Consider the following 22,683-nt stretch of genomic DNA (forward strand, 5'->3'; position numbering starts at 1 on the left):
AATTAGTCGTGGTCTTTATTCCACCTAATTTTTATCCCACCTTTTTCGTCGTCAACCGCCTTTAAATGGAGCACAATGCCTCGCATTCTGGCTTCGCGTTTTTCGCTTTTGGTGAGATTTTCATCGCCTTTCGGATTTCTAAGTGGAATATCCATTGCGATAGCAGTGCCTGAACCAAGTGCATAAACACCTTTAATATTGAAATTCATTGCACTAGAGTTAACCTGCATTGGGCTAATTTCAACCTTGTCGCCTTTTACGGTTAATGTACCATCCAAGTTTTTAATTTCTACGTTGGATAAATTTCTGTTCGCAAAGGCAAATTTCCCTACCTTAACCATCGGATCGAAATTTACGAGTGCTGCATTGTTGAGGTTGAAAATTACCTTACCATTTATGGATCGTGGAAAAATCTTGCCGGTGTGCGAAATTCGGCCAGAAATGTTAACCAACGAGGATAGATAGCCCTTTATATTTTTATTGGTGATGGTATTTTGTCCGAAATTATCGAATGAGTAAAAGAAATCTTTAACGCTTACATGGCTAATTTTTGAGCTCATTTTAAACAGGTTAGAAGATGCCTCTTGCACGATATTTCCATTCAAGGAAAGCAAACCTCCGGCATGGGCAACACTTATTTTGTTAAAATAGATACCTTCTCCTCGAAGTGAAATATCAGCATCTAGATTCTTCGCGGTAAATTTGTCGTAAATCGCCCGATCAACCGTTAAGCGAATATTCATTTTAGAAACTTCCAAAACATTACTCAGCTCTTTCGAGGCTGTTTTCATCGAATTGCCTGATTTCGTTTTCTTCTTCGTGGCTCTAGGTCCTAAAAACGGCAGAAACTCGTTTAAATACAACTGCGGACTGTGCATTTTTAAATTCACCAGAATCTTTTCTGGATCGGTATAGTACAAGTTTGCAAAATTGGCAATGTTGCAGCTTACATTCAGTTCGCTTTTACCTAATTGAAAGTGACCATTTTGAATAGATAAATCATTTTGATCGAAATTAATGTTTAGTGCACTTTTTACCAAGTGTAGTTTACGTGGAACGTAGAGTATATCTGCATCGGCAATATCAATTTTTCCTGATACCACGGGTTTTGTAAATCTAAAATTATCGATATCTGCTTGGCAATACAAGCGCAAATTGGCTGTTCCGTTTTTAAATACAAAATCGTTGGTGCCCAGCGAATTGTTGAGGTTAGATAATGGAAATTGCGACGTAACCAAACCTGTAGCAATAGGGCGGGATAGGTTATTAACGGTAAAGGTTTCTATACTTAATGGTGCATTAAAGTATTTGGCGGTAAGCTTACTAAACTTTATAGATGAGTTTTCATCTCCAATAATTCCACCTAGGGTATCTTGATTGGTGAAAGCGCCATCAAAATTACAGGCGGTTAACGTTCCGGCGGGTATGGTTACAGCATTATCTCTAACCTTAATGCCAACTTTTATCAATGGATCGCCATATTTGCCAGAACCGTCATCAACAATATTGCCCCTAATGTCAATCGGTTTAGCAATTCCAAACTTTAAAAGCTTCGAAGAAATGTTTGGCGAAAGGAGCAATGCAACGTCTTTGTATAAAATGTCATCAACGGCAATACTTATGGCAAAGGCAGATTTATCAAGTTCTATCTTAGCACCAATGGTAAAGGGGTGGCCGCCGATATTTAAGATTTCTGGTGATAGAATTACGGCATCTAAATCTTTGCTGTAGTGAGCGGAAAGTGTACCTTCTAATGATTTATCTTTCAAAAAACTACCTTTTCTGGTGTTAAATGCAAAGCTATTCACTTGTGTTTTAAGCTTAATCTTGCCCGTCCACCCACTATCCGGATATTGCATTCTTCCCTGAATCTGATCGATGTCAAAGTTAAATAGCTTAAATCTTTTTTGATTGTCCAGTATCAAGCTTACCTGATTAAAATCAATTTTTTTGACTTCAAGTGCTGATGATTTTGAGGCTGATTTCTGTTCTCCTTTTGGTTTGCTCTTGAAAATGCTGGTATTGCTGTAACCGCTTGAGTCGGTATAAATGTAAATTGATGCGTTGTTAATGGCAATTTGATTGATGTTGATGTTGCCAACAATTAGGGAAAGCACATTCAATGACACGTCTATATCTTGTGCTTTCAATAAATCGTGTTTATGTGTTGCCCATAAGCTATCCCTCAGTAATACACCATTCAAAGAAACAGATACCCCTGGGAAACTTTTAAGCAAGGTAGGTTCCATGTTTGTGGCAGTAATTTGGCCGTTTAGGTTTTTATTCAACTGCTCAAGTATCGAAGCCAATACTTCTTTTTTGTTTCTGCTAATGTAAAAGGCGCCTGCAAGCCAAGTTAGTATAACTAACAAAAGCACTGCCGACAGTATTTTTAGGGAGATTTTGAGCCAGCGTTTCATAAATAGGAATTGGTTTAACCAATATAATCTTTTTTAGGCGTTAATTGTTTGCTTCTAAGCAAATTAAAATGCCATTAGAGATATTGGTTTTGAACTTGTGTTTGTATTGCACTGCAAAAATGCCATGCATAAAGGAATGGAATAGAAAGTATTAAAACTTAATGCTCGAATTACAGTAAATGAGCAAAAACTGTTGAATGCCAGCTGTTTTTAAATGGTATTTCCCATTTGGTATTCAATTCTTCCAGGGTTTGAACCATATTGTTGAATACTATGGTATCTGTGGTAACTTGTTTGATGTTAACCAAGGTTTCGAAATCTTCTTTACCATTAACTACAACATCATCGTTAACTTTATAAGCAATGTTAAACCTATTGAAAAGATCGACGTGATATTCTTGCTCAATTTCTTTGATTAATCGAACAGAACTGTCTATAGAACATCCGGTAACGTTTGCTTGGCGCTCATCAACAGTAAGAATTATAAAATAACCATAACGGATTTCTGCTTTGGCGAGCAATTCGTTTCCATGCGCTTTCCACTGGTTGGTAAAAGCCTCTAATTTTTTAAGGATTTCAGCTTGTTCAACTGACGAAAACTTACGGTTGCTTTGATAGATCCAAACTCTTGATTGTGGAGAAAAACTCATATACAAATTTATGATTTTATTTAATTTGCTTTACCTAAAATATCTGCCTTATGAAAAAGTTTACATTGCGCTTGAAATTATTTCTTATTCCGGCCTTTTGCTTATTTCTGTGCGGTTTTTCGTATTCTGATTCTATTGATGAATATGTGGGCTATCTTCAAAAGTCGTTTACGGATCATTACGATTTTAGTCAAGAAAGCAACCAAATTAAGCGCTACGAACTAAATGTTACTAACAATGGTTTTTGTAGATACAAGCGATATTTTAACAATGGTAAAACAGAATATTTTGCTTTTAAGTTGGCTAAGTTTAAAGATATGGATTATTATGGTACTACAGTTTCGGGCAAATTGTGTTTGCGTACCAAAGGCGATGATGTAATTGTGCAAACTTATAAAGATCGTGGAGGGGATGTGGATTCGATGGCTACTCAAATCATCATTCCACTTAAAAATATTGAAGCTGAAGATTTGAATCAAATTCGTGAGAACCTAAATAAAATTAATCCAAAAAGCCCCTAAATCAGGAGCTTTTCGGTGTTCATGGATTAGGTTTTAATTATAAACCATTGGCTCTTGCAGTAATTTCGGCAATATCCAGGACTTTAACTTCTTGTTCTTTATCTTTTAATTTGATGCCATCGCTCAACATCGTCATACAGAAAGGACAACCTGCAGCAATTACCTGTGGGTTGGTTTCTAAGGCTTCGTCAATACGCTCAACATTAACATCTTTTTTGCCTTTTTCTGGCTCTTTAAACATTTGAGCACCGCCTGCGCCACAACACAAACCATTGCTTTTGCAACGTTTCATTTCAACCAGTTGGGCATCTAAAACTTCTAAAGCTTTCCTCGGTGCTTCGTATATGCCGTTTCCTCTCCCCAAATAACATGGATCGTGGTAGGTTATTTTTTTTCCTTTGAAACTCTCGCCACCCTCAGCCTTTAATTTGCCATCATTTATTAAATCTTGTATGAGCTGTGTATGATGGATTACTTCGTAAGTGCCACCCAAGCCTGGATATTCGTTTTTTATGGTATTAAAGCAGTGTGGACAGCCTGTAACTATTTTTTTAATGTTATAAGCGTTTAACACCTCAATATTAGTCATGGCCTGCATTTGGAACAGGAATTCGTTACCTGCACGTTTAGCTGGGTCGCCTGTGCAACTTTCTTCGGTGCCCAAAACAGCATATTTCATCCCAACATGATGCAAGATTTTGCAAATGTCGCGGGTTATTTTCTGTGCTCGCTCATCATAACTTCCAGCACAACCTACCCAAAATAATATTTCCGGTTCTTCACCTGCAGCCATTAATTCGGCCATTGTTGGGACTTTAAATTCCATTTCTTTACGTAGAGTGATTAGTATTTAGTTTAGAGTGTCAAGTTTAGGGTATCAAGTATCTAGTATCAAGTATCGAGTATCTAGTATCGGGTATCAAGTATCGAGTATCTAGTATCAAGTATCGGGTATCAAGTATTTAGTTCTTATGGATTTTTTATGGGCTTATTTATTAATTTCCTTCGGCCCAATTAAAACGATCTGCTGGTGAATATTTCCATGGTGCCTGATTGTTTTCTATATTTCCCATCATGGCATTGATGCTTGCTGGTGCCTGAGATTCTTCCATCACCGCAAAGCGACGTAATTCCATGATGATCTGCAATGGATCGATATTTACCGGGCAAGCTTCTACACATGCATTACAGCTTGTACAGGCCCAAATTTCTTCTCTCGTGATGTAATCGTCTAATAAAGATTTACCGTCTTGATGTTCTGATCCGTACTTGTCTATGTTTTTTCCAACTTCCGTAATCCGGTCGCGGGTGTCCATCATAATTTTTCTTGGAGATAAAAGCTTACCTGTAATATTTGCCGGACAAACTGAGGTGCAACGCCCACATTCGGTACAGGTGTACGCGTTCATCAAATTCACCCAAGTTAAATCGGTTACATCTTTAGCGCCAAACTTACCTGGCTCAGTTTCTGCCGGAACAAACGAAGGATCGAGCATGGCTTTTACCTCATTGGTTACGGATGGCATATTTGTAAATTCGCCTTTAGGCTCTAAATTTGAAAAATAAGTGTTTGGAAAAGCGAAAAGTATATGGAAGTGTTTTGAATAGGGTAGGTAGTTTAAGAAAGCCAAAATGCCTAAAATGTGAAACCACCAGCAACCCCGCTCCAACATGATCAATGCACTTTCTGACGATGGCAATAATCCATTTAAAAACTGACTCACTGGAAAAGCACCTGCGGTTACATAATGCCCAACGCCTAAGGTTTGTAATTTTCCATCGGCAGCATTCATCAATAAGAACGCACTCATTAACAGAATTTCGACGATTAGGATATAATTGGCATCCGATTTTGGCCAAGCCGTCATTTCTGTACCTCTAAAGCGCTTTAACTTCAAAACGTTTCTTCTGATTAAAAAAACCACACATGAAAGCAAAACAGTGAGGGCAAGAACTTCGAATGAGCCGATTAAGAAATTGTACAAGCCCCCAAGGCCGTTGAAAACTCGGTGTGTACCGAAAAGCCCATCAATCATAATTTCCAAAACTTCGATGTTGATGATGACAAAGCCAACATAAACAAAAAAGTGCAAGAAAGCCGGAATTGGGCGTACAACCATTTTCGATTGACCAAAAGCCACCTTAATCATCGTAAGTAGGCGTTTTTGAGGTTGGTCATTACGATCTACCGTTTTACCCAAACGGATGTTGCGGATAATTTTCCGGAAATTAATGGTAAACAGCGCAATTGCTGCAAGGGTAAAAATTAGAAAAAGAATTTGAGCCACCATGTATTTTAGGTTTGTAGCGCTAAATTAGAATATTTAATTCAAATAAATTACTATGCATGCATAAAAAAATTGATATTTTTTTGTTTGGATTGATTCTATACTTTATAAAATTGATGCCTTAAAAATGCATGTAAAAATTAATTAATTGATAATCAGCGCTACAGGGATTTTTTTGAAAAAAAATTTTGCTTTTGAAAAAAGAACACTACATTTGCAATCCCAAACGGTTGGTGCCTTAGCTCAGTCGGTAGAGCAAAGGACTGAAAATCCTTGTGTCGCTGGTTCGATTCCAGCAGGCACCACAACCCAAAGCCTTACAGAAATGTAGGGCTTTTTTGGTTTTTAAGAGTTCGTAATATTCGGGTTTGGCGTTCCACTCAATTTTCCTTTCTTTTCGAACCAAACAAATTGTTTTTATTGGTTTACCTATAGGTCAAAAAAATCCTATACTTTTAGATATTCAACCTGAAAAATATGAAATATTTGATGACGCTACTTTTCCTTGTTGTAAGCTTCCTTTCATTCGGACAACAACAGGGCAATTATTCCGATTGGAAGATACAATCGAAAAGCGAAATACGCTTACTTCCAAAATATGGCAATGTAATTAAGTCCGAAGCGCAGAAAAAAGCGGATCAAGAACTGATAGAAACCTATCTCACGCAACAAGGCACCCATCGGAAAGCTTCTGACATGTTAGTAAGTTTGGGATTTAAATATCTTTACCAAGGAGATTTAAAGACGGCAATGTTTAGATTTAATCAGGCATGGTTGCTAGACCCTACAAATGAAAATTCTTTTTGGGGTTTCGGTGCAATTTATGCCACCTTCGGCGACAATACATTGGCACTAAAGCAATATGACGAAGGTTTAGTACTAAATCCTAAAAGCACCAATATTTTAACAGATAAGGCAACAATATTCCTTGCTAAATATGCCGACTCAAATAAGGACAAAGACTTTAACGATGGCGTAAAACTTTTACAGCAATCCTATTCAATAAACCCAAAATATGCAAATACCCTGTTTAAACTCTCTACTGCATATTACGTGAAAAAAAATTGTGTTAACGCCCTAAGGTATTACCGCGAATGCAAAAATGTAGACAGCCGGCTTATTACAAAAGAATATTCAGATGCCATAACTGCTTTATGTAAGAGCTAGCTATATTTTGTGTAATTGTCCATCTCGATTTTAGGATTTCTTTCTTAATCACGCTCCGCTAGTGTTTTTATTTTTTCTAATGCTATTGGCCAGATGTTTTCGAAATACGCTTTCATTTCTGCGTTGCTATCCATGGTAATGTACAACTGCGTTTGTCCATCTTTCTCCTCCAAATTGTAATTTTCTTTCGCACCGTTCCAAACATGATTCAGATCTTCTACGCCATCTTTAATCATTCCTAAATGTTCGATGGACAGGAATTCATTTGGAATGTTATCTGCTATTCGCGAAACCATACCCTCATTGTTCTGATCAACAAACCAAGCCTTACTGCCTTTTTGCCAATCGGTTATCGCTTTTGAGCCTTCTGCAAATGCAGCAGCCCACAAGGGATAGGTATCTTGTCCCCAAAGTATAGCCCAAACTTTTTCTGCTGGTGCGTTAATGTTGATGTTAAATTTAACTTTTTCCATAACGTTTTTTTGTTTCGATAAATCAAATATGAAGCTTTTCGAGGTAAAAGTAGTGGGGTAAAAGGGACATATTAGGGGGCTAATTTTGACAAATTTTATTGGCCATCAGTTGTTTTAAAATTTTTTTCTTTTTTACAACGCTCACTACAGTATTTAACATCGTCCCAATTTTTGGCCCATTTTTTTCGCCAAGAAAAGGGTTTTTGGCAAACCAAACAGATTTTGCTCGGCAAGTTTTCTTTCTTCACATTCTTCATTTAAATCTCTGTTTTATTTTCTAAATTAGATTGTATAAATCAAAAAAGACTGAAACGATGTATAAATTTGGTTGAACTATACTTTTAAGTCTTATTTTGCGTTTTTTTGCTAATTTAGGCCTCTGATTATTAAAAACTTAACATTGACAACCAAATGTCGCTCTACAACGTATATCGCAATAACACTACAAACATACACATGAAAAAAATTAAAAATATTCATTTCGTGGTTTTGGCTTTTTTGGGCTTCAGCATTTTTGTTTCTTGTAAAAAAAGTACACCTAACCCGGTAGATCCCACGCCTACCACCACACCAACTCCTACTGCTACCGCTACTCGTGATGAGTTGACGAAAGATTCGATTTTTTTATATTCGAAAGAGCTTTATTATTGGTACAACTCTTTGCCAACATATGCTGCTTTCAATCCCAGGGGATATAGCAGTAACGAAACCGAACTGTACGCCATTACGCAGTTTTCTAAAGATCCATCAACAGGAAGACCTTACGAGTATGTTAGTGGATATGCAGAGCCAAAATATTCTTTCTTTGATTACGTAACCACGGCTGCAAAAACAAGCGCATTAAAAGCTGACGTGAATGGTACTGCAAACGACTATGGCTTTTCTGTTATGTACAATAACACTACAGATTTAAGAGTTAAATATGTTTACCCTGGTTCTCCTGCAGCGCAACAAGGTTTAACGCGTGGCTGTAAAATTACGGCGGTAAACGGTAGAACTGATTTAACTTACAACAACAGTAACGTTACTTTTTTAAATGATGCAATTTTTGGAACCAACGCGAGTGTAACATTAACCTTTGTTAATTTGGCAAATGAGACTAAAACCGCAACGGTTACCAATGCAACTTATACGGTGAAACCCATTCTTTATACCGGAACTTATACTGCGGGTACCAAAAAGGTAGGTTATATTGTATTTAATACTTTTACAAATAATGCTACAGCCGATATAAATGCTGCCTTTGCAAACTTTGCCACTCAGGGCGTTACCGAACTTATTGTAGATTTAAGGTACAATGGTGGGGGATATGTATCAACTGCGACGCAGATTATCAATCTGGCGGCTCCTGCAGCGGAAACTGGAAATACCATGTTTACTTATTATTACAACGACTACCTTCAAAATTTAACCACAGCACAAAGAAGTACATCAATTTTAGTAAATCAACCTTTGCTAGATGCTGATGGCAAACTTCAAACCTTTACAACAGGTGTAAATAAAAAATACGCTACATATGCCGATTTAGATTACCGCTCAACATCAGCTGATAACATTGAAAAGTTTGCCAAATCAGGATCTTTGAATTTAAGTCGGGTTTATTTTATTGTGGGTAGCGGTACAGCTTCTGCGAGTGAGTTAACCATCAACAGCTTAAAACCTGTAATGGATGTTAAATTGATCGGTACAACTACTTATGGTAAACCAGTGGGCTTCTTCCCAATTCGGATTGATAAGTTGGACATGTATATCCCTGAATTCGAAACCAAAAATAAAAACGGAGTTGGTGGTTACTACTCAGGTTTAACTGTTGATAAATCTTCAAGTGAGGATTTAACAAAAGCCTGGGGTGATGAATCTGAAACACTTTTAGGCTATGCGTTATTGTATGCCAGAACAGGAAGCTTTGTGGCTACACCGGCTAAAACAGCCAGTTTAAACGCTACTTCTACTGTTATGCCTTCGAAATTATCATCAGCTGAAATTAAATCAGTGGAATTAAGTTTAGATCAAAACAGCTTTAAAGGCATGGTTAAGATGCCGTTTAAGAAGTTTTAATCTAGGTTTTATAGGATAAACAAAAGGTTCTGAGATTACTTTCAGAACCTTTTTATTTTTAAAGCAAAATTTTACTGCTGATGTCTTTATTGATGGTGATGTAGCCAGGGTATTTGAATGGCGTATTTCCAATCATAAAAGTTGGTTTAATTTTGATGGTCAGTAAACCTAATTTTTCATCCTTAGATGAGCCTTTTTGTGCTGCTCTGATGATGTCGTTTAAAACCGTTCCGCTAGAGATGAGGCTGTAGATGTTGCTGTTTAACTGCACAGGAACGGTTACCGTTTGTCCTTGGGCAATGCTCACATTCTGGTTGATGATGCCTTCCGCTAAATCGGTATTGTTCACTAAAATTTTATATTCGAATTGATTTATTGCCGCTAAGTTGGCCGATGGATTGGTAATTTCTAAGTTCAGGTTTGCTCTTAGTGGAATATCTTTCCTTAATAAACCTAAGGCAACACCGGGCAAACTACCAATGTTAAAATTTTGTTGTTCGATTAGTTTTTTTACATCAGTACCTGCAACAAGCACCTGTTGTACGCTGGTGATTTTATAAGTGCAATCTTCAAGCGCTTTAATTTGTTGGGCTTGCCTATTAATTCCACATCCAAAAAGGGATATCGTAAGAAGGCAAAGCATGAGTTTCTGTTTCATTTTGTGTGTGTTAGTGAGTGTAAATCTTGCCTCAAAATTAGAAGGCTTTTGTATAGTGCAAACATAACGCCAAAATAGTAAATCTATTTTGAGCTGATCCATTCTCCAAAAATTCCATTCATTTAAATGTTTGAATTTTTCTTTAAAGCTTATGGATGGATTTTTAACTTTGGGAAAAAAAATGCAATGGCCATAACCTATCGTAAAATAGAACAAAGGGATAATACCGAACTTGCTGAAGTCATCAGAACCATATTGAGAGAATTCAAGATTGATAAACCAGGTACGGTTTATACCGACCCAACTACAGATCATTTATCGGATGTTTTCACCGCAGAAAAATCTGTTTATTGGGTTGCAGAAGAAGATGGCAAGTTAATTGGTGGTTGCGGAATTTATCCTACTGCGGGCTTACCCGATGGTTGTGTGGAATTGGTGAAGCTTTATACTGCTGCCGAAGCGCGGGGCAAGGGTGTTGGTAAAATGCTGATGCAGAAAAGTATAGAATCTGCACAGCACTTTGGTTATAACGAGGTTTATTTAGAGTCTTTCCCAGAACTAAAGACGGCGATTTCGATGTATGAAAAAACTGGTTTTAAAAAATTATCGGCGCCTTTAGGTAATTCTGGTCATTTTGCTTGTAATGTTTGGATGCTTGTGGTGCTCTAATTTTTATTTGTTTGGTTGTTTATGTTGTTAGCACGTTAACATTAAACTCTTGCTAGTTACCTGCGCGACCTTCTTCTTCTCCGGTACTTGTTCTTCTGTTTCTGGCGGTTTTTATTTTCATGTTTCCAAATTTGATGGCGAGGTTAACGGATACCTTTCTATTCTCCCATTCATTTTGCCAATAGGTATTTATATTATTGTAGTTAAGCGTGGCTCTGAATTTTCCCGTAGCAAATACATCATTTAATTTAACAGATAGGGTTGCATTTTTTTTCCAAAAGGTTTTTTTAGCTCCAATATTGATGGCATAATTTTCTAAATTTTTAAACAGGCCAGAAACAGATGGTGCTTCGTAATAGCCATACAGACTTAATGCATAATTTTTTGGGAGGGTGAAGGTATTATCGCTGCTTACTCCCCAACTCCATTGAGCGGCGCTAAAACCCGATCCTTGAACAGGAGAGGTTGTTTTATTGTAAGAGGCGGAAACTTCTGTATTGTTGTTCCACCATTTGAATAGATCAACCGGACTTCCGGTAGCGAAATACAAACTGCTTACCTGATTTAAGTTTTCAGGTCGGCTGATGCTTTCTTTGGTTGCATCATTTTGATAAATAACTTCAGCTTCTGAACCCTTTGTTGTGGCATAGCTAACACTCAATAACCTGAAGTTTTTCAAGCTGTAATTTAGCTCATAATTATTTGCGTAAGAGGGTTGAAGCAAAGGGTTTCCTTGTAGTGCAGTGTATGGGTCAGAATAAAAGGCAAAGGGGTTTAAACTTCTATAGGATGGTCTGTTAATGCTTTTTCTATAGGATGCGGTTAGTTGGTTTTGATCGTTAATTGCCCAAGAAGCAGAAAGATTGGGGAATAATTTCCAATATTTTCTTTCGATTGTGGTATTTGTTCCTGATGAAAATCCGTTACCTAAAGTTTGCTCTAAGCGAATGCCAATTTTAATATCTATTTTCTTAAACGATTGATTTAGTGATGCATAACCTGCATTGATATTTTCTTTGTAGTTAAAGGCATTGGTTCTTCTGGCATCGTTTATCCATCCTGCTGTTTTTAATGAATCGAAGCGTACATCACTCTGTGCCGTAACCCAACTGCTTTTCCATCCAGTTTCTAATTTTAAAGTTTTAGTTATTGGATGCACGTAATCTAACTTTAAGGCATAAATGGCTACTTCGCCCATACCGTTGTTTCGTAGGTTTATGGGTTGGCCAAGTAAATTATCATTGCCATCAAAATAGGTGTTGGTAAAGCGCTCCGTTTTGTTGTTGCTATAATTCACATAGTCGGCATCAAACCCAAGCTCTCTACCTGCGGTATCCATTTTAAAACGATAGTTGAAGTTTAAGGCATAATTTCCAGAATGATTTTCTTGTGGGTTAATCATATTTACTTGTCCCTGTTTTACCCCAATAGCATTGTAATTTGGCGAATTGCTATCAACATTGGTTTCATCTGGAGAGGCATAACCTTTAAACATTACCCCAACGGTGTGTTTTTCATTTAGAAAGTAATCTGCACCTGCTGAATAATTGAGACTGTTGGTAATGGGATGCCAAAAATTAACTTGGTTGTATTGGGTATTGCCAATTGCTCTGTTCAGGGTTAGGCGATTGAACGAATTGTATCTACCTGCATTTAGTCGTACATAACTGCTTATCTTGCCAATATTATAATTTAAGTTTAAACCGCCATACACTTTTTCATATTTGCCATAACCGCCACCCAAGTTGGCGTTACCATTGGTGCCCTGCATTTTATTTCTTTTCACCTTAATATTAATGAAACCTGCTGTTCCTGCGGCATCAAATGAAGCCGGTGGATTGGTAATTAACTCAATTTTACTTAACACTGAGCCAGGGAGGGATTTCAAATAAGTGGTTAATTCAGCACCGCTCATATAACTCATTTTCCCATCAATCATAATATTGGCACCGCTTTTTCCTTTTAAAATGATGTTTTCATCTTTGTCTAGTTTTATTCCAGGAGCTCTGCTTAACACTTCTAAGGCATTATCTCCAGCGGTATTCATTTGCTCCACATTCACTATCGTACGATCGGCTTTCTGATCGATCACCGGAACTCTAGAAATGATGTTAACTTCTTTCAAATCTATAGATTGCGCTTTCAAAGCTACCGTTGGTACCAGCACATCTTTTTCTTTAACCTCGAAAGACAAACTTTGCTTTTTATCGAAACCGACCATCAGCACCTTGATAAAATACCGCCCTGCTTTGATGTTTTTGAATTCAAACACCCCCTCTTTAGTGGTTACCTGTAAGCCGAGCGAAACCGAATCAGGCAAATGAATTAATGCAACAGATGCATAATCTAACGGTTTTTTAGTTTGATCGGTTATTTGACCTGATACTTTGAAAGTTTGTGCCTGTACTTGAAAAAAGCAAATCAGTATTAAAAGTGTAGCGGATAATTTAAAAAGCTTAATCATAATGTTTGGTTGTTTTAATTGACGATTCAAAGGTGTAAAAGTTGCATAGCGCTTTAAATTATATAATCCCAACCCCTCAAATTATTATCCCAAAGACCCATTTATAATTAATGAAGTGTTTATCCTTAAAAAAGAGGGGTTGGGATAATTTTTATTAGGTTTGGAATAAGAAACTTTATCCCAAGAAATGCTTTCGATAGTTTTACAGCATGAAAAATCTTAAAATCATCTCCATACACGTACTTTGCTGGCTATTAATTGTTGCCTATCAGTTTAGTGGCTATCTTATTGAGTCAGTAGATTTTGTGAGCAAGGCACTTGGTATATCGATGATGCTAATCAAATTCATCGAATTTTACATTTGCTATTTGTGGTTGTATCCAAATTATTTAAAACGTGGAAAAGCTTTTCAGTTGATTTTGGGCGCATTATTTACATTGGCCATTTTTATTGCTTTGCGTTATCTAATTGAAGAAGTTTTATATTTGAAATGGTTTGGCTTTCATAACTACTACGACAGTACAACTGCTTTCGAATACATTACTGATAATATTTACTACGGCATTTCTTACATCATCATTCCGGCTGCGGTATATAGTGTTCAACAAAACTTCAAGGCAGAAATTTCCAATAGAAAACTTAAGGATGAGGTTGTTAAATCAGAACTTGCTTTCTTAAAATCGCAGATTAACCCACATTTTTTGTACAATACTTTAAATTATGTGTATTCCTTAGCCATTCCAGTTTCCGATAAATTGGCGAATGCGGTTTTGCGACTTTCAGATTTGATGCGTTATACCTTGAACGAAAGTCCGGATGGAAAAGTAACACTAATCAAAGAGGTTGAGTATTTAGAGAGCTATATCGAATTGTTTAAAATGCGTTTTGAACCTAAGTTTTATGTGGAATTTACCACTGACGGAATTGCAGAGCAAAAAGTGGCTGCTTTGATGTTGATTCCATTTGTTGAAAATGCTTTTAAACATGGGGTAGTGAATGATGAAAAACAACCTGTTCGCATTAAATTAAAGGTTGTAGATAACCGATTGAGTTTTGAAGTCAGCAATAAGATTAGTCATGCTCAAAAAGACCATTCCAGTGGAGTTGGCTTGGTTAATATTCAACGGAGATTGGATTTGATTTATCCAGACAAGCATGAGCTTCTGGTTTCCAACAACGGGAATACTTATAAAACCACGCTAATTTTAAACATATAAATTTTTAAATTTAAAGCTTCAATCTCATTTTATCCTTATTAACAAAAACACCTATGATCCGTTGCCTAGCCGTTGATGATGAATCTTATGCTTCAGATATTATTGCTGCATTTATTAATAAAACGCCTTTTTTAGAACTGGTGGGGACCACAACCAATGCTTTTGAGGCTTTGAATTTAGTACAGGATGGAAAGGTAGATTTGGTGTTTTTAGACATTCAAATGCCAGAACTTACAGGCATACAGTTTTTGAAAATCTGCGGCGGGAAATGTAAAGTTATCCTAACTACGGCTTATCCAGAATATGCCTTGGAAGGTTTTGATCTTGATGTGGTTGATTATCTATTGAAGCCAGTATCTTATGAACGTTTTTACAAAGCGGCTATAAAAGCGCAGCAAATTTTAGCGCCAGTTGCGGCGGCTCAATCAGAACTTGTAGCTACACCAAACCAAGCGAATGACTTTATCTTCATCAAGGGCGATACCAAAAATAAATTTATTAAGGTTAACTATGATGATATTTTATACATTGAAGGATTAAAGAATTACGTGTCGGTTTACACAGCCTCTCAAAGAATTATAACCTACCAAGCGCTACGAGAACTCGAAGTGGAATTGCCAAGACCACCATTTTATCGCATTCATAAATCGTACATCATTTCAATTGAGAAAATCAAGATGATTGATGGGAATACTGTATATATCAACGATCAAGCCATCCCGATAGGAGAAACTTATAAAGATGAATTTTTTAAAGTGGTGCGAGAGGGAAAGAAGGGATAGTTTTGAGGTGGTATGGCTAAAATGCCAAGCAAATTGGTTTACTGCTATTTATAATTTCTCAAAATTATTTAGTTCGATTTTTTTAAGTTTGTGGCATTTACATTAAGCCAAAATAACCATGCAGGAAACAAATTCTTTAAATCAGGTTGCAGAGTTTCATACTACTTTTAAGCATCCAATTTTAGAAACACCGATTATACCTTCAAAGCAGAGGGCGAACCTCAGAATTTCTCTTTTAGCGGAAGAATTGAAAGAATTACAAGAAGCGGTTGAAAATGATGATTTGGTTGAGGTAGCTGATGCACTGTGCGATTTGCAATATGTTTTGGCGGGGGCAATCCACGAGTTTGGTTTAGGCACCAAGTTTAAATCGCTGTTTGATGAAGTGCATCGCTCTAACATGAGCAAGGCTTGCAAAACCATTGAGGAGGCCGAAAAAACCATTAAACATTACTTGGAGAAAGACCAAACTGAATCGTATTACAAAGAAATTGATGGGCTATTTTTGGTATTTAGAAAAGGTGACGATAAAACCTTAAAATCAATCAATTACTCGCCTGCCGATTTAAAAAGTCTCTTGGTTTAATCCCTTTTAACCGGCAGGGAAAGTGTGAGTTTACTTAAACCGCTCGTTATTTAAATGCAAAGAATTTGCAAAACATTTAGCTCGCCCTCGCGTGGGTATAAATATAGTGGTGTTCGAAAGCTAAAAGTCGTCGGCAACCTAGTTTTGGGCGTGCAAATTAAATCCCAATTTTAAATGCCTTATGCATTGTGTTGCCTATATTAACCTGAGTTTCGGTTTAAGCTTTGAGGGGCGTAAGCCAACGTAAATCTGTGTCCATTAAGATGCTGAAATAAATTCAGCAGGACGGATTGTTTATTCACTATGAGGGATGGGTTTAAGGTATCGTCACCCTGAATTTATTTCAGGGTCTTAGCTATTTTTAACAGATAGCTTTGTTATCCCGAACTCACGTTATTAAATAAATCTTTAAGGGCGTTTTTTTAAAAAAAAGGAACGCTCCGGTCCGCTGCGCTCAAGTTGAGATGATACTGCATAAGCCATCTTCTTACTGCCAATTGCTTAATGATGGTGTTTAAATTTTAAAACCTGATGGTTAAAACATAACAGTGCATAACAGTTATGCTTCTCATCATTTCTATTTTAGACCAACCAAATATATCAACAAAGCATGCAAGCATTTCTAGGCGTAATTTTTCATTTTATCGGAGGTTTCGCTTCCGGTAGTTTCTACATTCCATACAAAAAGGTTAAAGGCTGGGCTTGGGAAAGCTACTGGATTGTTGGAGGCATATTCTCTTGGTTAATCGTTCCGCCCTTAGCTGCATTTTTAACCATTCCTAATTTTACTGATATTATTGCCAGCACGAATGGCAAAATCTTACTGATCACCTATTTTTTCGGCATCCTTTGGGGAATTGGTGGCTTAACTTATGGTTTGGGGGTTCGTTACTTGGGCGTATCTCTGGGTAGCAGCATTATCTTAGGTTTATGTATGGTTTTGGGTTCCATTTTGCCCTCCATCTATTTCGATTTTTTTCCACAGGCGGGAAAAGATACTTTCACCATGTTTTTGCATACCGATTGGGGCCGAATGGTTTTACTCGGACTCTTGGTCTGCGTAATCGGCATTGTAATTTGTGGCAAGGCTGGGATGATGAAGGAGAAAGAAATGAAATCTGGCGTTACCGATCCTCATGGATTAGAAATTAAAACCGAATATAAATTTGGTTTAGGTTTATTTGTTGGCATAGTGTCGGGCGTTTTAAGTGCTTGTTTTAATTTCGGAATAGAAGCAGGAAAACCAATGGCGGATGCCGCAAACACCATTTGGAAGGCGGCTAATCCAGCTGAAACAGGAAATTTCTTGTTCTCTAATAACGTTACCTACGTTATTGTACTTTGGGGCGGTTTAACCACAAACTTCATTTGGTGCATGATTTTGAACGCCAGAAATAAAACCTTTGGCGATTACACCAACAAAACCACACCACTCTTAAAAAACTACATTTTTTCTGCGCTGGCTGGTACCACATGGTTTCTCCAGTTCTTTTTTTACGGCATGGGCGAGAGCAAGATGGGTAATGGCGCCAGCTCGTGGATTTTGCACATGGCCTTCATCATATTAATTGCCAACGTTTGGGGCTTGGTATTAAAGGAATGGAAAGGTGTTTCGAGAAAAACATTGCTAACAGTGCTCTTTGGTATTTTAACCATCATTGCCTCTGTTTTCATTGTGGGTTACGGTAACTCAATAAAAGGTTAATCTTTAAAAATAAATAGAATATTAAAATGTCAATCGATACGAAAAGTTATAAGCATGTAAGCTATCTGTGGGATGAAGACGAAGCCGCAAAATTAGCTGGCGATGAAGTTGCCCTGTTAATTTACCGTTCAAATTTGTTGGGTGCCGATTTGCGCTTAACCAATTATGGCGGTGGAAATACATCTTGTAAGCTATTGGAAAAAGATCCACTTACGGGTACAGAAACTGAAGTGATGTGGGTTAAAGGCTCTGGTGGAGATTTGGGTACGCTAAAAAAAAGTGGCTTGGCGGCACTTTATGTTGATCGTTTGCGTAGCCTTAAAAATATTTATCGCGGTGTAGCACATGAGGATGAAATGGTTGAATTGTTTAATCATTGTATTTTCGATTTGAGCTCTAAAGCACCATCTATTGATACGCCATTGCATGGATTTTTGCCATTTAAACATATCGATCATTTGCATCCCGATGCTGCAATTGCAATTGCTGCTGCAAAAGACGGTAAAAAAATTACTCAAGAACTTTTTGGGGGTAGCATTGGATGGGTAGAATGGAAGAAGCCAGGCTTTGAGTTGGGCTTAACCTTAAAACAATGTTTGGATGAAAATCCTGGTATTCGGGGCATTATGTTGGGTTCTCATGGTTTATTTACTTGGGGCGATACGGCGTATGAAAGTTATCTAAACACTTTAGAAGTTATTGAAATTTGTTCTGATTATCTGGAAAAGAACTACGGTAAAAAAGGCCCAGTTTTCGGCGGACAAAAAATTCAAAGTGCAGAAGCGAGTCAGCGTAAAAAGCAGGCAGCGGCTTTAGCGCCAGTTTTGCGTGGTTTGTGTTCTTCAAAACAACACATGATTGGGCATTTTACAGATGACACGAGAGTTTTAGAATTCATCAATTCTAATGATTTGAGTCGCCTTGCGCCAATGGGAACCAGTTGCCCAGATCATTTTTTAAGAACGAAAATTAGTCCCTTGGTTTTAAGTTTGCAAAGCGATGCCGATTTATCAGATACCAAACGCTTAAAGGAAACGCTCGAACCTGCATTTGAAGACTATCGAAAAATGTACACCGCTTATTACGAAGCTTGTAAACATCCAAATAGTCCAGCCATTCGCGATACAAACCCCGTGGTAATTTTATACCCAGGAATCGGGATGTTTACTTTTTCCAAAGATAAGCAAACGGCAAGGGTTGCAGCAGAGTTTTACATCAATGCAATTAACGTGATGAAAGGGGCAGAAGCCATTTCTGAATATACCTCTTTACCACATCAAGAAGCCTTTAATATTGAATATTGGTTGTTAGAAGAAGCCAAACTGCAACGAATGCCGAAGCCAAAACCATTAACGGGCAAAATTGCCCTAATTACAGGCAGTGCAGGTGGAATTGGTAAAGCGATTGCTAAAAAATTCGTTTCAGAAGGTGGGGTAGTGGTTTTAAACGATATGAATGCAGAGCGTTTAGAGGCTACAGGTAAGGAATTTGAAGCGCAATTTGGCAAAGATTCGTATAGCACTACGCTTCTAAATGTAACCAATCAGGAGGATATAAATAGCGCATTTGATGTTGCCGCCTTGGCTTTTGGTGGGATAGATATTGTGGTTAACAACGCGGGTTTATCCATTTCTAAAAGCATTGGCGATCACACGGAGCAAGATTGGGATTTACTTTATGATGTGTTGGTTAAAGGGCAGTTTTTTATTACACAAGCTGCAACAAATACGATGCAAAAGCAAAATATTGGTGGCGATATCATTAATATTGTAAGTAAGAATGCTTTGGTAAGTGGTCCAAACAATGCAGGTTACGGAAGTGCCAAAGCCGCTCAGTTACATTTAAGCAGATTAAACGCTGCGGAATTGGGTGCCGATAACATTCGTGTAAATGTGGTAAATCCGGATGCGGTAATTAGTGATAGTAACATTTGGGCTGGCGGATGGGCCGAAGGTAGGGCAAAAGCCTACGGAATTACCGTTGCCGAGTTGCCTGCTTATTATGCAAAACGCACCTTGCTAAACCAAATTATCTTACCAGATGATATTGCTAATGCATGTTTTGCGTTTGTTGGTGGCTTGCTAAATAAATCAACAGGAAATGTACTCAATGTGGATGGTGGAGTAGCCATGGCTTTTGTACGATAAATTTAAGATTGTTTTTAAGTTGTTTTCTTCGGTCTGTATGCCATGCAGGCCGAAACAACTTTTTAAGTACCTTTTTCAGAGGTAGATTCCATAAAGATGCTTTTATCATCTTGATTATTAACCTAATAAAACCAAATATTCTGATGAATATCGAGCAGAACCAAATTGAACAACATAACGACTCCCTAATATCCGCTCATCAGCGCAAGCTTAATTTTATAAAGGAAGATTGGTCGCACATCGATTTAGAAAGTGTCATTCAAAAACTTGTTGATTTTCAGATTGCGATACCGAGTTGGGCCTTGGGTACAGGAGGAACACGTTTTGGCCGTTTTGCCATAACAGGTGGAGAGCCACGTACCATTGAAGAAAAAATTGAAGATGTGGGTTTACTGCACGCCTTAAACGCTGCAAGTGGTGCCATTTCGCTGCACATTCCTTGGGATATTCCCCAAAATGCCGATGCCTTAAAAAGCTTAGCTGCGGGCTACGGATTGAAATTTGATGCCATGAACTCGAATACCTTTCAAGATCAATCTGGCGCTGCCCATAGCTACAAATTTGGCTCACTTCAAAATGTAAACCCAGCCATTCGCAAACAGGCTATTGAACACAATATAGAGGTAATTAAACATGGTATTGCTTTAGGATCGGCTGCTTTAACCGTTTGGTTGGCCGATGGATCTTGTTTTCCTGGCCAGTTAAATTTCCGCAAGGCTTTTGAAAATACTTTAGAAAGCTTACAAGAAATTTATTCGGCATTGCCTGATGATTGGAAAATGTTTGTTGAGTATAAGGCCTTTGAACCTAACTTTTATTCAACAACGGTGGGAGATTGGGGACAATCGCTTTTATATGCCTCAAAATTGGGTAAAAAGGCTTACACCTTGGTTGATTTGGGCCATCATTTACCCAATGCCAACATCGAACAAATTGTCGCACTGCTATTAATGGAAGGAAAATTAGGTGGTTTTCACTTCAACGATTCTAAATATGGCGATGATGATTTAACCGCAGGGAGCATAAAACCGTATCAGCTTTTTTTGATATTTAATGAGTTGGTTGAGGGGATGGACGCCAAAGGAATGAACCACGCAAAAGACTTGGGCTGGATGATTGATGCATCTCACAATGTGAAAGATCCCTTAGAGGATTTACTCCAATCGGTAGAAGCCATTATGATTGCCTATGCACAAGCCTTATTGGTGGATAGAAAAGCGTTTAATAAAGCTCAAGACCAAAATGATGTTGCCAAAGCGCAAGAAATTTTGCAAAATACATTCAGAACAGATTTAAGACCTTTAGTGGCAGAAGCCAGGTTAAGGGCAGGGGCGGCACTATCGCCAATTGGTTTATATCGCGATTTAGCGTGTAGAAAAACTTTGGTTAACCAACGTGGGGTAAATACGGTTGCTACGGGTTTATAATTTGATAGATAAGATGCCTAAACCAGTTGTAGCCATATTTGATGTTGGTAAAACGAACAAGAAACTGTTTTTAATAGACGAAAACTATAAAATTGTTTTCGAACGTTCTGCCCGTTTTGTTGAAACTTTAGATGAAGACGGCGAACCTTGCGAAAATTTAGAAAGTCTGCGCACGTCGGTTTACGAATCCTTGCAGCAAGTTTTAAAAATGGATGAGTTTGAAATCAAAGCCATTAATTTTTCTACCTATGGGGCTAGTTTTGTTTATTTGGATGAAAATGGAACACCGTTAACGCCCCTTTACAATTATTTAAAGGAATACCCCGAAACGCTTAAAAATGAATTTTATCATCGCTACGGTGGGGAGGAAAAAATCTCCTTAGAAACGGCCTCGCCTATTTTAGGCAGCTTAAATTCGGGAATGCAGCTTTATCGTTTAAAAAGGGAAAAGCCAGAAATTTTTGATCGGGTAAAGTGGGCATTACATTTGCCACAGTATTTGAGCTATTTAATTACAGGAGTTGCCCTAGCCGATATTACCAGTATTGGTTGCCACACCCAACTGTGGGATTTTAATAAAAACCAATATCACAATTGGGTTACCGCGGAAGGGCTTGATGAAAAATTTGGACAATTTACTCCAGCAGATTCTAGTTCGGCAACCCAATACGAGGGTGCTGATTTTAAAGTTGGTGTAGGTTTGCACGACAGTTCTGCTGCTTTAATTCCGTATTTGGCTAACTTTTCTGCGCCATTTATTTTGCTTTCTACCGGAACGTGGTGCATCAGTTTAAATCCTTTTAACCAAGAGCCACTTACGGCAGCCGAACTGAAACAGGATTGCCTTTGCTACATGCATTTTAAGGGCAAGGCCGTTAAGGCATCAAGAATTTTTGCGGGCTATGAGCATGAAATTCAACTTAAAAGAATTGCCGATCATTTCGATCGGGCCGCCTATCTTTTCAAACATTTGAAATTTAATCCGGGGATGATTTTAAAATTGGCAAATAAGATTCCCGAAAATCAAAGTCCTCAAACCGAATTTAAAGCCAATTCTGCCTTTGTAGATCGAGATTTGACAATCTTCCAAACTGCCGAAGAAGCTTATCATCAACTCATTTTCGATTTGATTAAACAGCAGATTTATGCACTAAAACTCATTTTGAATAATGGGGTACGTAGAATATTTGTGGATGGTGGTTTCGGTAAAAATGCCATTTACATGCACTTGCTGGCCACATCTATACCAGATATTGAGGTTTATGCCTCCTCAGTATCTCAAGCTACGGCTATTGGAACTGCACTGGCCATAAACGATGCTTGGAATTCGAACCCTGCACCGAGCGACATTATCCAGCTAAAATATTACTCGGCCATCCAAAGAACCCTGTAAAATCCTAACCCTAAGGCAGATTTTTTATTATCTTCGAAATTCAGCAAATCATTTTACA

At 37.8% G+C, this 22,683-nt stretch carries 19 protein-coding genes and 1 tRNA gene; 12 read left to right on the top strand and 8 right to left on the bottom strand.

Annotated elements, in window-relative coordinates; genetic code table 11:
• Positions 1 to 2: 2 nt before the first annotated feature.
• Both DHW03_RS17205 and DHW03_RS17210 read right to left on the bottom strand, forming a co-directional pair.
• Complete coding sequence (locus DHW03_RS17205) at positions 3 to 2,420, bottom strand: AsmA family protein (RefSeq protein ID WP_109927077.1); 2,418 nt, start codon at positions 2,418 to 2,420, stop codon at positions 3 to 5.
• A gap of 170 nt (positions 2,421 to 2,590) precedes the next feature.
• Positions 2,591 to 3,070 (bottom strand): ABC transporter ATPase, encoded by a 480-nt coding sequence (locus DHW03_RS17210; protein ID WP_109927078.1) that lies wholly within the window; start codon positions 3,068 to 3,070, stop codon positions 2,591 to 2,593.
• Positions 3,071 to 3,120: 50 nt separating this feature from the next.
• Here DHW03_RS17210 and DHW03_RS17215 point away from each other — a divergent pair, with 50 nt between their 5' ends.
• Positions 3,121 to 3,591: a hypothetical protein gene (locus tag DHW03_RS17215; protein ID WP_109927079.1), complete on the top strand. Its 471-nt coding sequence runs from the start codon at positions 3,121 to 3,123 to the stop codon at positions 3,589 to 3,591.
• A 37-nt stretch (positions 3,592 to 3,628) separates the two neighbouring features.
• Here DHW03_RS17215 and DHW03_RS17220 read toward each other — a convergent pair whose 3' ends face one another.
• Together DHW03_RS17220 and DHW03_RS17225 are read right to left on the bottom strand one after the other, a co-directional pair.
• A complete protein-coding gene (locus DHW03_RS17220) occupies positions 3,629 to 4,417 on the bottom strand; it encodes a (Fe-S)-binding protein (protein ID WP_109927080.1) in 789 nt (262 codons plus the stop codon).
• 169 nt (positions 4,418 to 4,586) lie between these two features.
• Positions 4,587 to 5,882, bottom strand: a complete 1,296-nt coding sequence (locus DHW03_RS17225) for a (Fe-S)-binding protein (protein WP_109927081.1) — start codon at positions 5,880 to 5,882, stop codon at positions 4,587 to 4,589.
• Positions 5,883 to 6,111: 229 nt separating this feature from the next.
• Here DHW03_RS17225 and DHW03_RS17230 point away from each other — a divergent pair.
• Both DHW03_RS17230 and DHW03_RS17235 read left to right on the top strand, forming a co-directional pair.
• Positions 6,112 to 6,184: transfer RNA gene (locus DHW03_RS17230), tRNA-Phe, on the top strand.
• A 172-nt stretch (positions 6,185 to 6,356) separates the two neighbouring features.
• Entirely contained in the window at positions 6,357 to 7,046 is a 690-nt protein-coding gene (locus tag DHW03_RS17235) for a tetratricopeptide repeat protein (protein WP_133248547.1), read from the top strand.
• A 44-nt stretch (positions 7,047 to 7,090) separates the two neighbouring features.
• Here the strand turns inward: DHW03_RS17235 and DHW03_RS17240 are convergent, their stop codons facing one another.
• Positions 7,091 to 7,519 carry an SRPBCC domain-containing protein gene (locus DHW03_RS17240; protein ID WP_109927083.1) on the bottom strand — a complete coding sequence of 143 codons (429 nt, stop codon included), beginning with the start codon at positions 7,517 to 7,519 and terminating at the stop codon, positions 7,091 to 7,093.
• Between the two features lie 95 nt (positions 7,520 to 7,614).
• The gene (locus tag DHW03_RS19600) at positions 7,615 to 7,776 is read right to left on the bottom strand and encodes a DUF2256 domain-containing protein (protein WP_109927084.1); all 162 of its coding nucleotides are present in this window, start codon (positions 7,774 to 7,776) and stop codon (positions 7,615 to 7,617) included.
• Positions 7,777 to 7,975: 199 nt separating this feature from the next.
• On the opposite strand from DHW03_RS19600, the gene DHW03_RS17250 reads away from it, so the two are divergent.
• On the top strand, positions 7,976 to 9,577 hold the full coding sequence (locus tag DHW03_RS17250) for a S41 family peptidase (protein ID WP_165825457.1): 1,602 nt from the start codon (positions 7,976 to 7,978) through the stop codon (positions 9,575 to 9,577).
• Between the two features lie 58 nt (positions 9,578 to 9,635).
• Here DHW03_RS17250 and DHW03_RS17255 read toward each other — a convergent pair whose 3' ends face one another.
• Positions 9,636 to 10,235 (bottom strand): hypothetical protein, encoded by a 600-nt coding sequence (locus DHW03_RS17255; RefSeq protein ID WP_109927233.1) that lies wholly within the window; start codon positions 10,233 to 10,235, stop codon positions 9,636 to 9,638.
• Positions 10,236 to 10,361: 126 nt separating this feature from the next.
• On the opposite strand from DHW03_RS17255, the gene DHW03_RS17260 reads away from it, so the two are divergent.
• Positions 10,362 to 10,904, top strand: a complete 543-nt coding sequence (locus tag DHW03_RS17260; RefSeq protein WP_240618568.1) for a GNAT family N-acetyltransferase — start codon at positions 10,362 to 10,364, stop codon at positions 10,902 to 10,904.
• A 52-nt stretch (positions 10,905 to 10,956) separates the two neighbouring features.
• Here the strand turns inward: DHW03_RS17260 and DHW03_RS17265 are convergent, their stop codons facing one another.
• Positions 10,957 to 13,368, bottom strand: coding sequence for an outer membrane beta-barrel family protein (locus DHW03_RS17265; RefSeq protein ID WP_133248549.1), 2,412 nt, complete (start codon positions 13,366 to 13,368; stop codon positions 10,957 to 10,959).
• 209 nt (positions 13,369 to 13,577) lie between these two features.
• Between DHW03_RS17265 and DHW03_RS17270 the strand changes: the two genes are divergently transcribed.
• The 7 genes from DHW03_RS17270 (at position 13,578) to DHW03_RS17300 (ending at position 22,625) form a co-directional block, all read left to right on the top strand.
• The gene (locus DHW03_RS17270) at positions 13,578 to 14,585 is read left to right on the top strand and encodes a sensor histidine kinase (RefSeq protein ID WP_109927086.1); all 1,008 of its coding nucleotides are present in this window, start codon (positions 13,578 to 13,580) and stop codon (positions 14,583 to 14,585) included.
• A 53-nt stretch (positions 14,586 to 14,638) separates the two neighbouring features.
• A complete protein-coding gene (locus tag DHW03_RS17275) occupies positions 14,639 to 15,367 on the top strand; it encodes a LytR/AlgR family response regulator transcription factor (protein ID WP_109927087.1) in 729 nt (242 codons plus the stop codon).
• A 118-nt stretch (positions 15,368 to 15,485) separates the two neighbouring features.
• Positions 15,486 to 15,953, top strand: a complete 468-nt coding sequence (locus DHW03_RS17280; protein ID WP_109927088.1) for a pyrophosphohydrolase domain-containing protein — start codon at positions 15,486 to 15,488, stop codon at positions 15,951 to 15,953.
• Positions 15,954 to 16,563: 610 nt separating this feature from the next.
• Positions 16,564 to 17,658 carry an L-rhamnose/proton symporter RhaT gene (gene rhaT, locus DHW03_RS17285; protein WP_109927089.1) on the top strand — a complete coding sequence of 365 codons (1,095 nt, stop codon included), beginning with the start codon at positions 16,564 to 16,566 and terminating at the stop codon, positions 17,656 to 17,658.
• 26 nt (positions 17,659 to 17,684) lie between these two features.
• Positions 17,685 to 19,805: a bifunctional aldolase/short-chain dehydrogenase gene (locus DHW03_RS17290; protein ID WP_109927090.1), complete on the top strand. Its 2,121-nt coding sequence runs from the start codon at positions 17,685 to 17,687 to the stop codon at positions 19,803 to 19,805.
• Between the two features lie 143 nt (positions 19,806 to 19,948).
• Positions 19,949 to 21,232: a sugar isomerase gene (locus tag DHW03_RS17295; protein WP_109927235.1), complete on the top strand. Its 1,284-nt coding sequence runs from the start codon at positions 19,949 to 19,951 to the stop codon at positions 21,230 to 21,232.
• A 13-nt stretch (positions 21,233 to 21,245) separates the two neighbouring features.
• Complete coding sequence (locus tag DHW03_RS17300) at positions 21,246 to 22,625, top strand: FGGY-family carbohydrate kinase (RefSeq protein WP_109927091.1); 1,380 nt, start codon at positions 21,246 to 21,248, stop codon at positions 22,623 to 22,625.
• Positions 22,626 to 22,683 lie beyond the last annotated feature (58 nt).

The sequence above is a fragment of the Pedobacter yonginensis genome, assembly GCF_003173595.1.
Lineage (GTDB): Bacteria > Bacteroidota > Bacteroidia > Sphingobacteriales > Sphingobacteriaceae > Pedobacter > Pedobacter yonginense.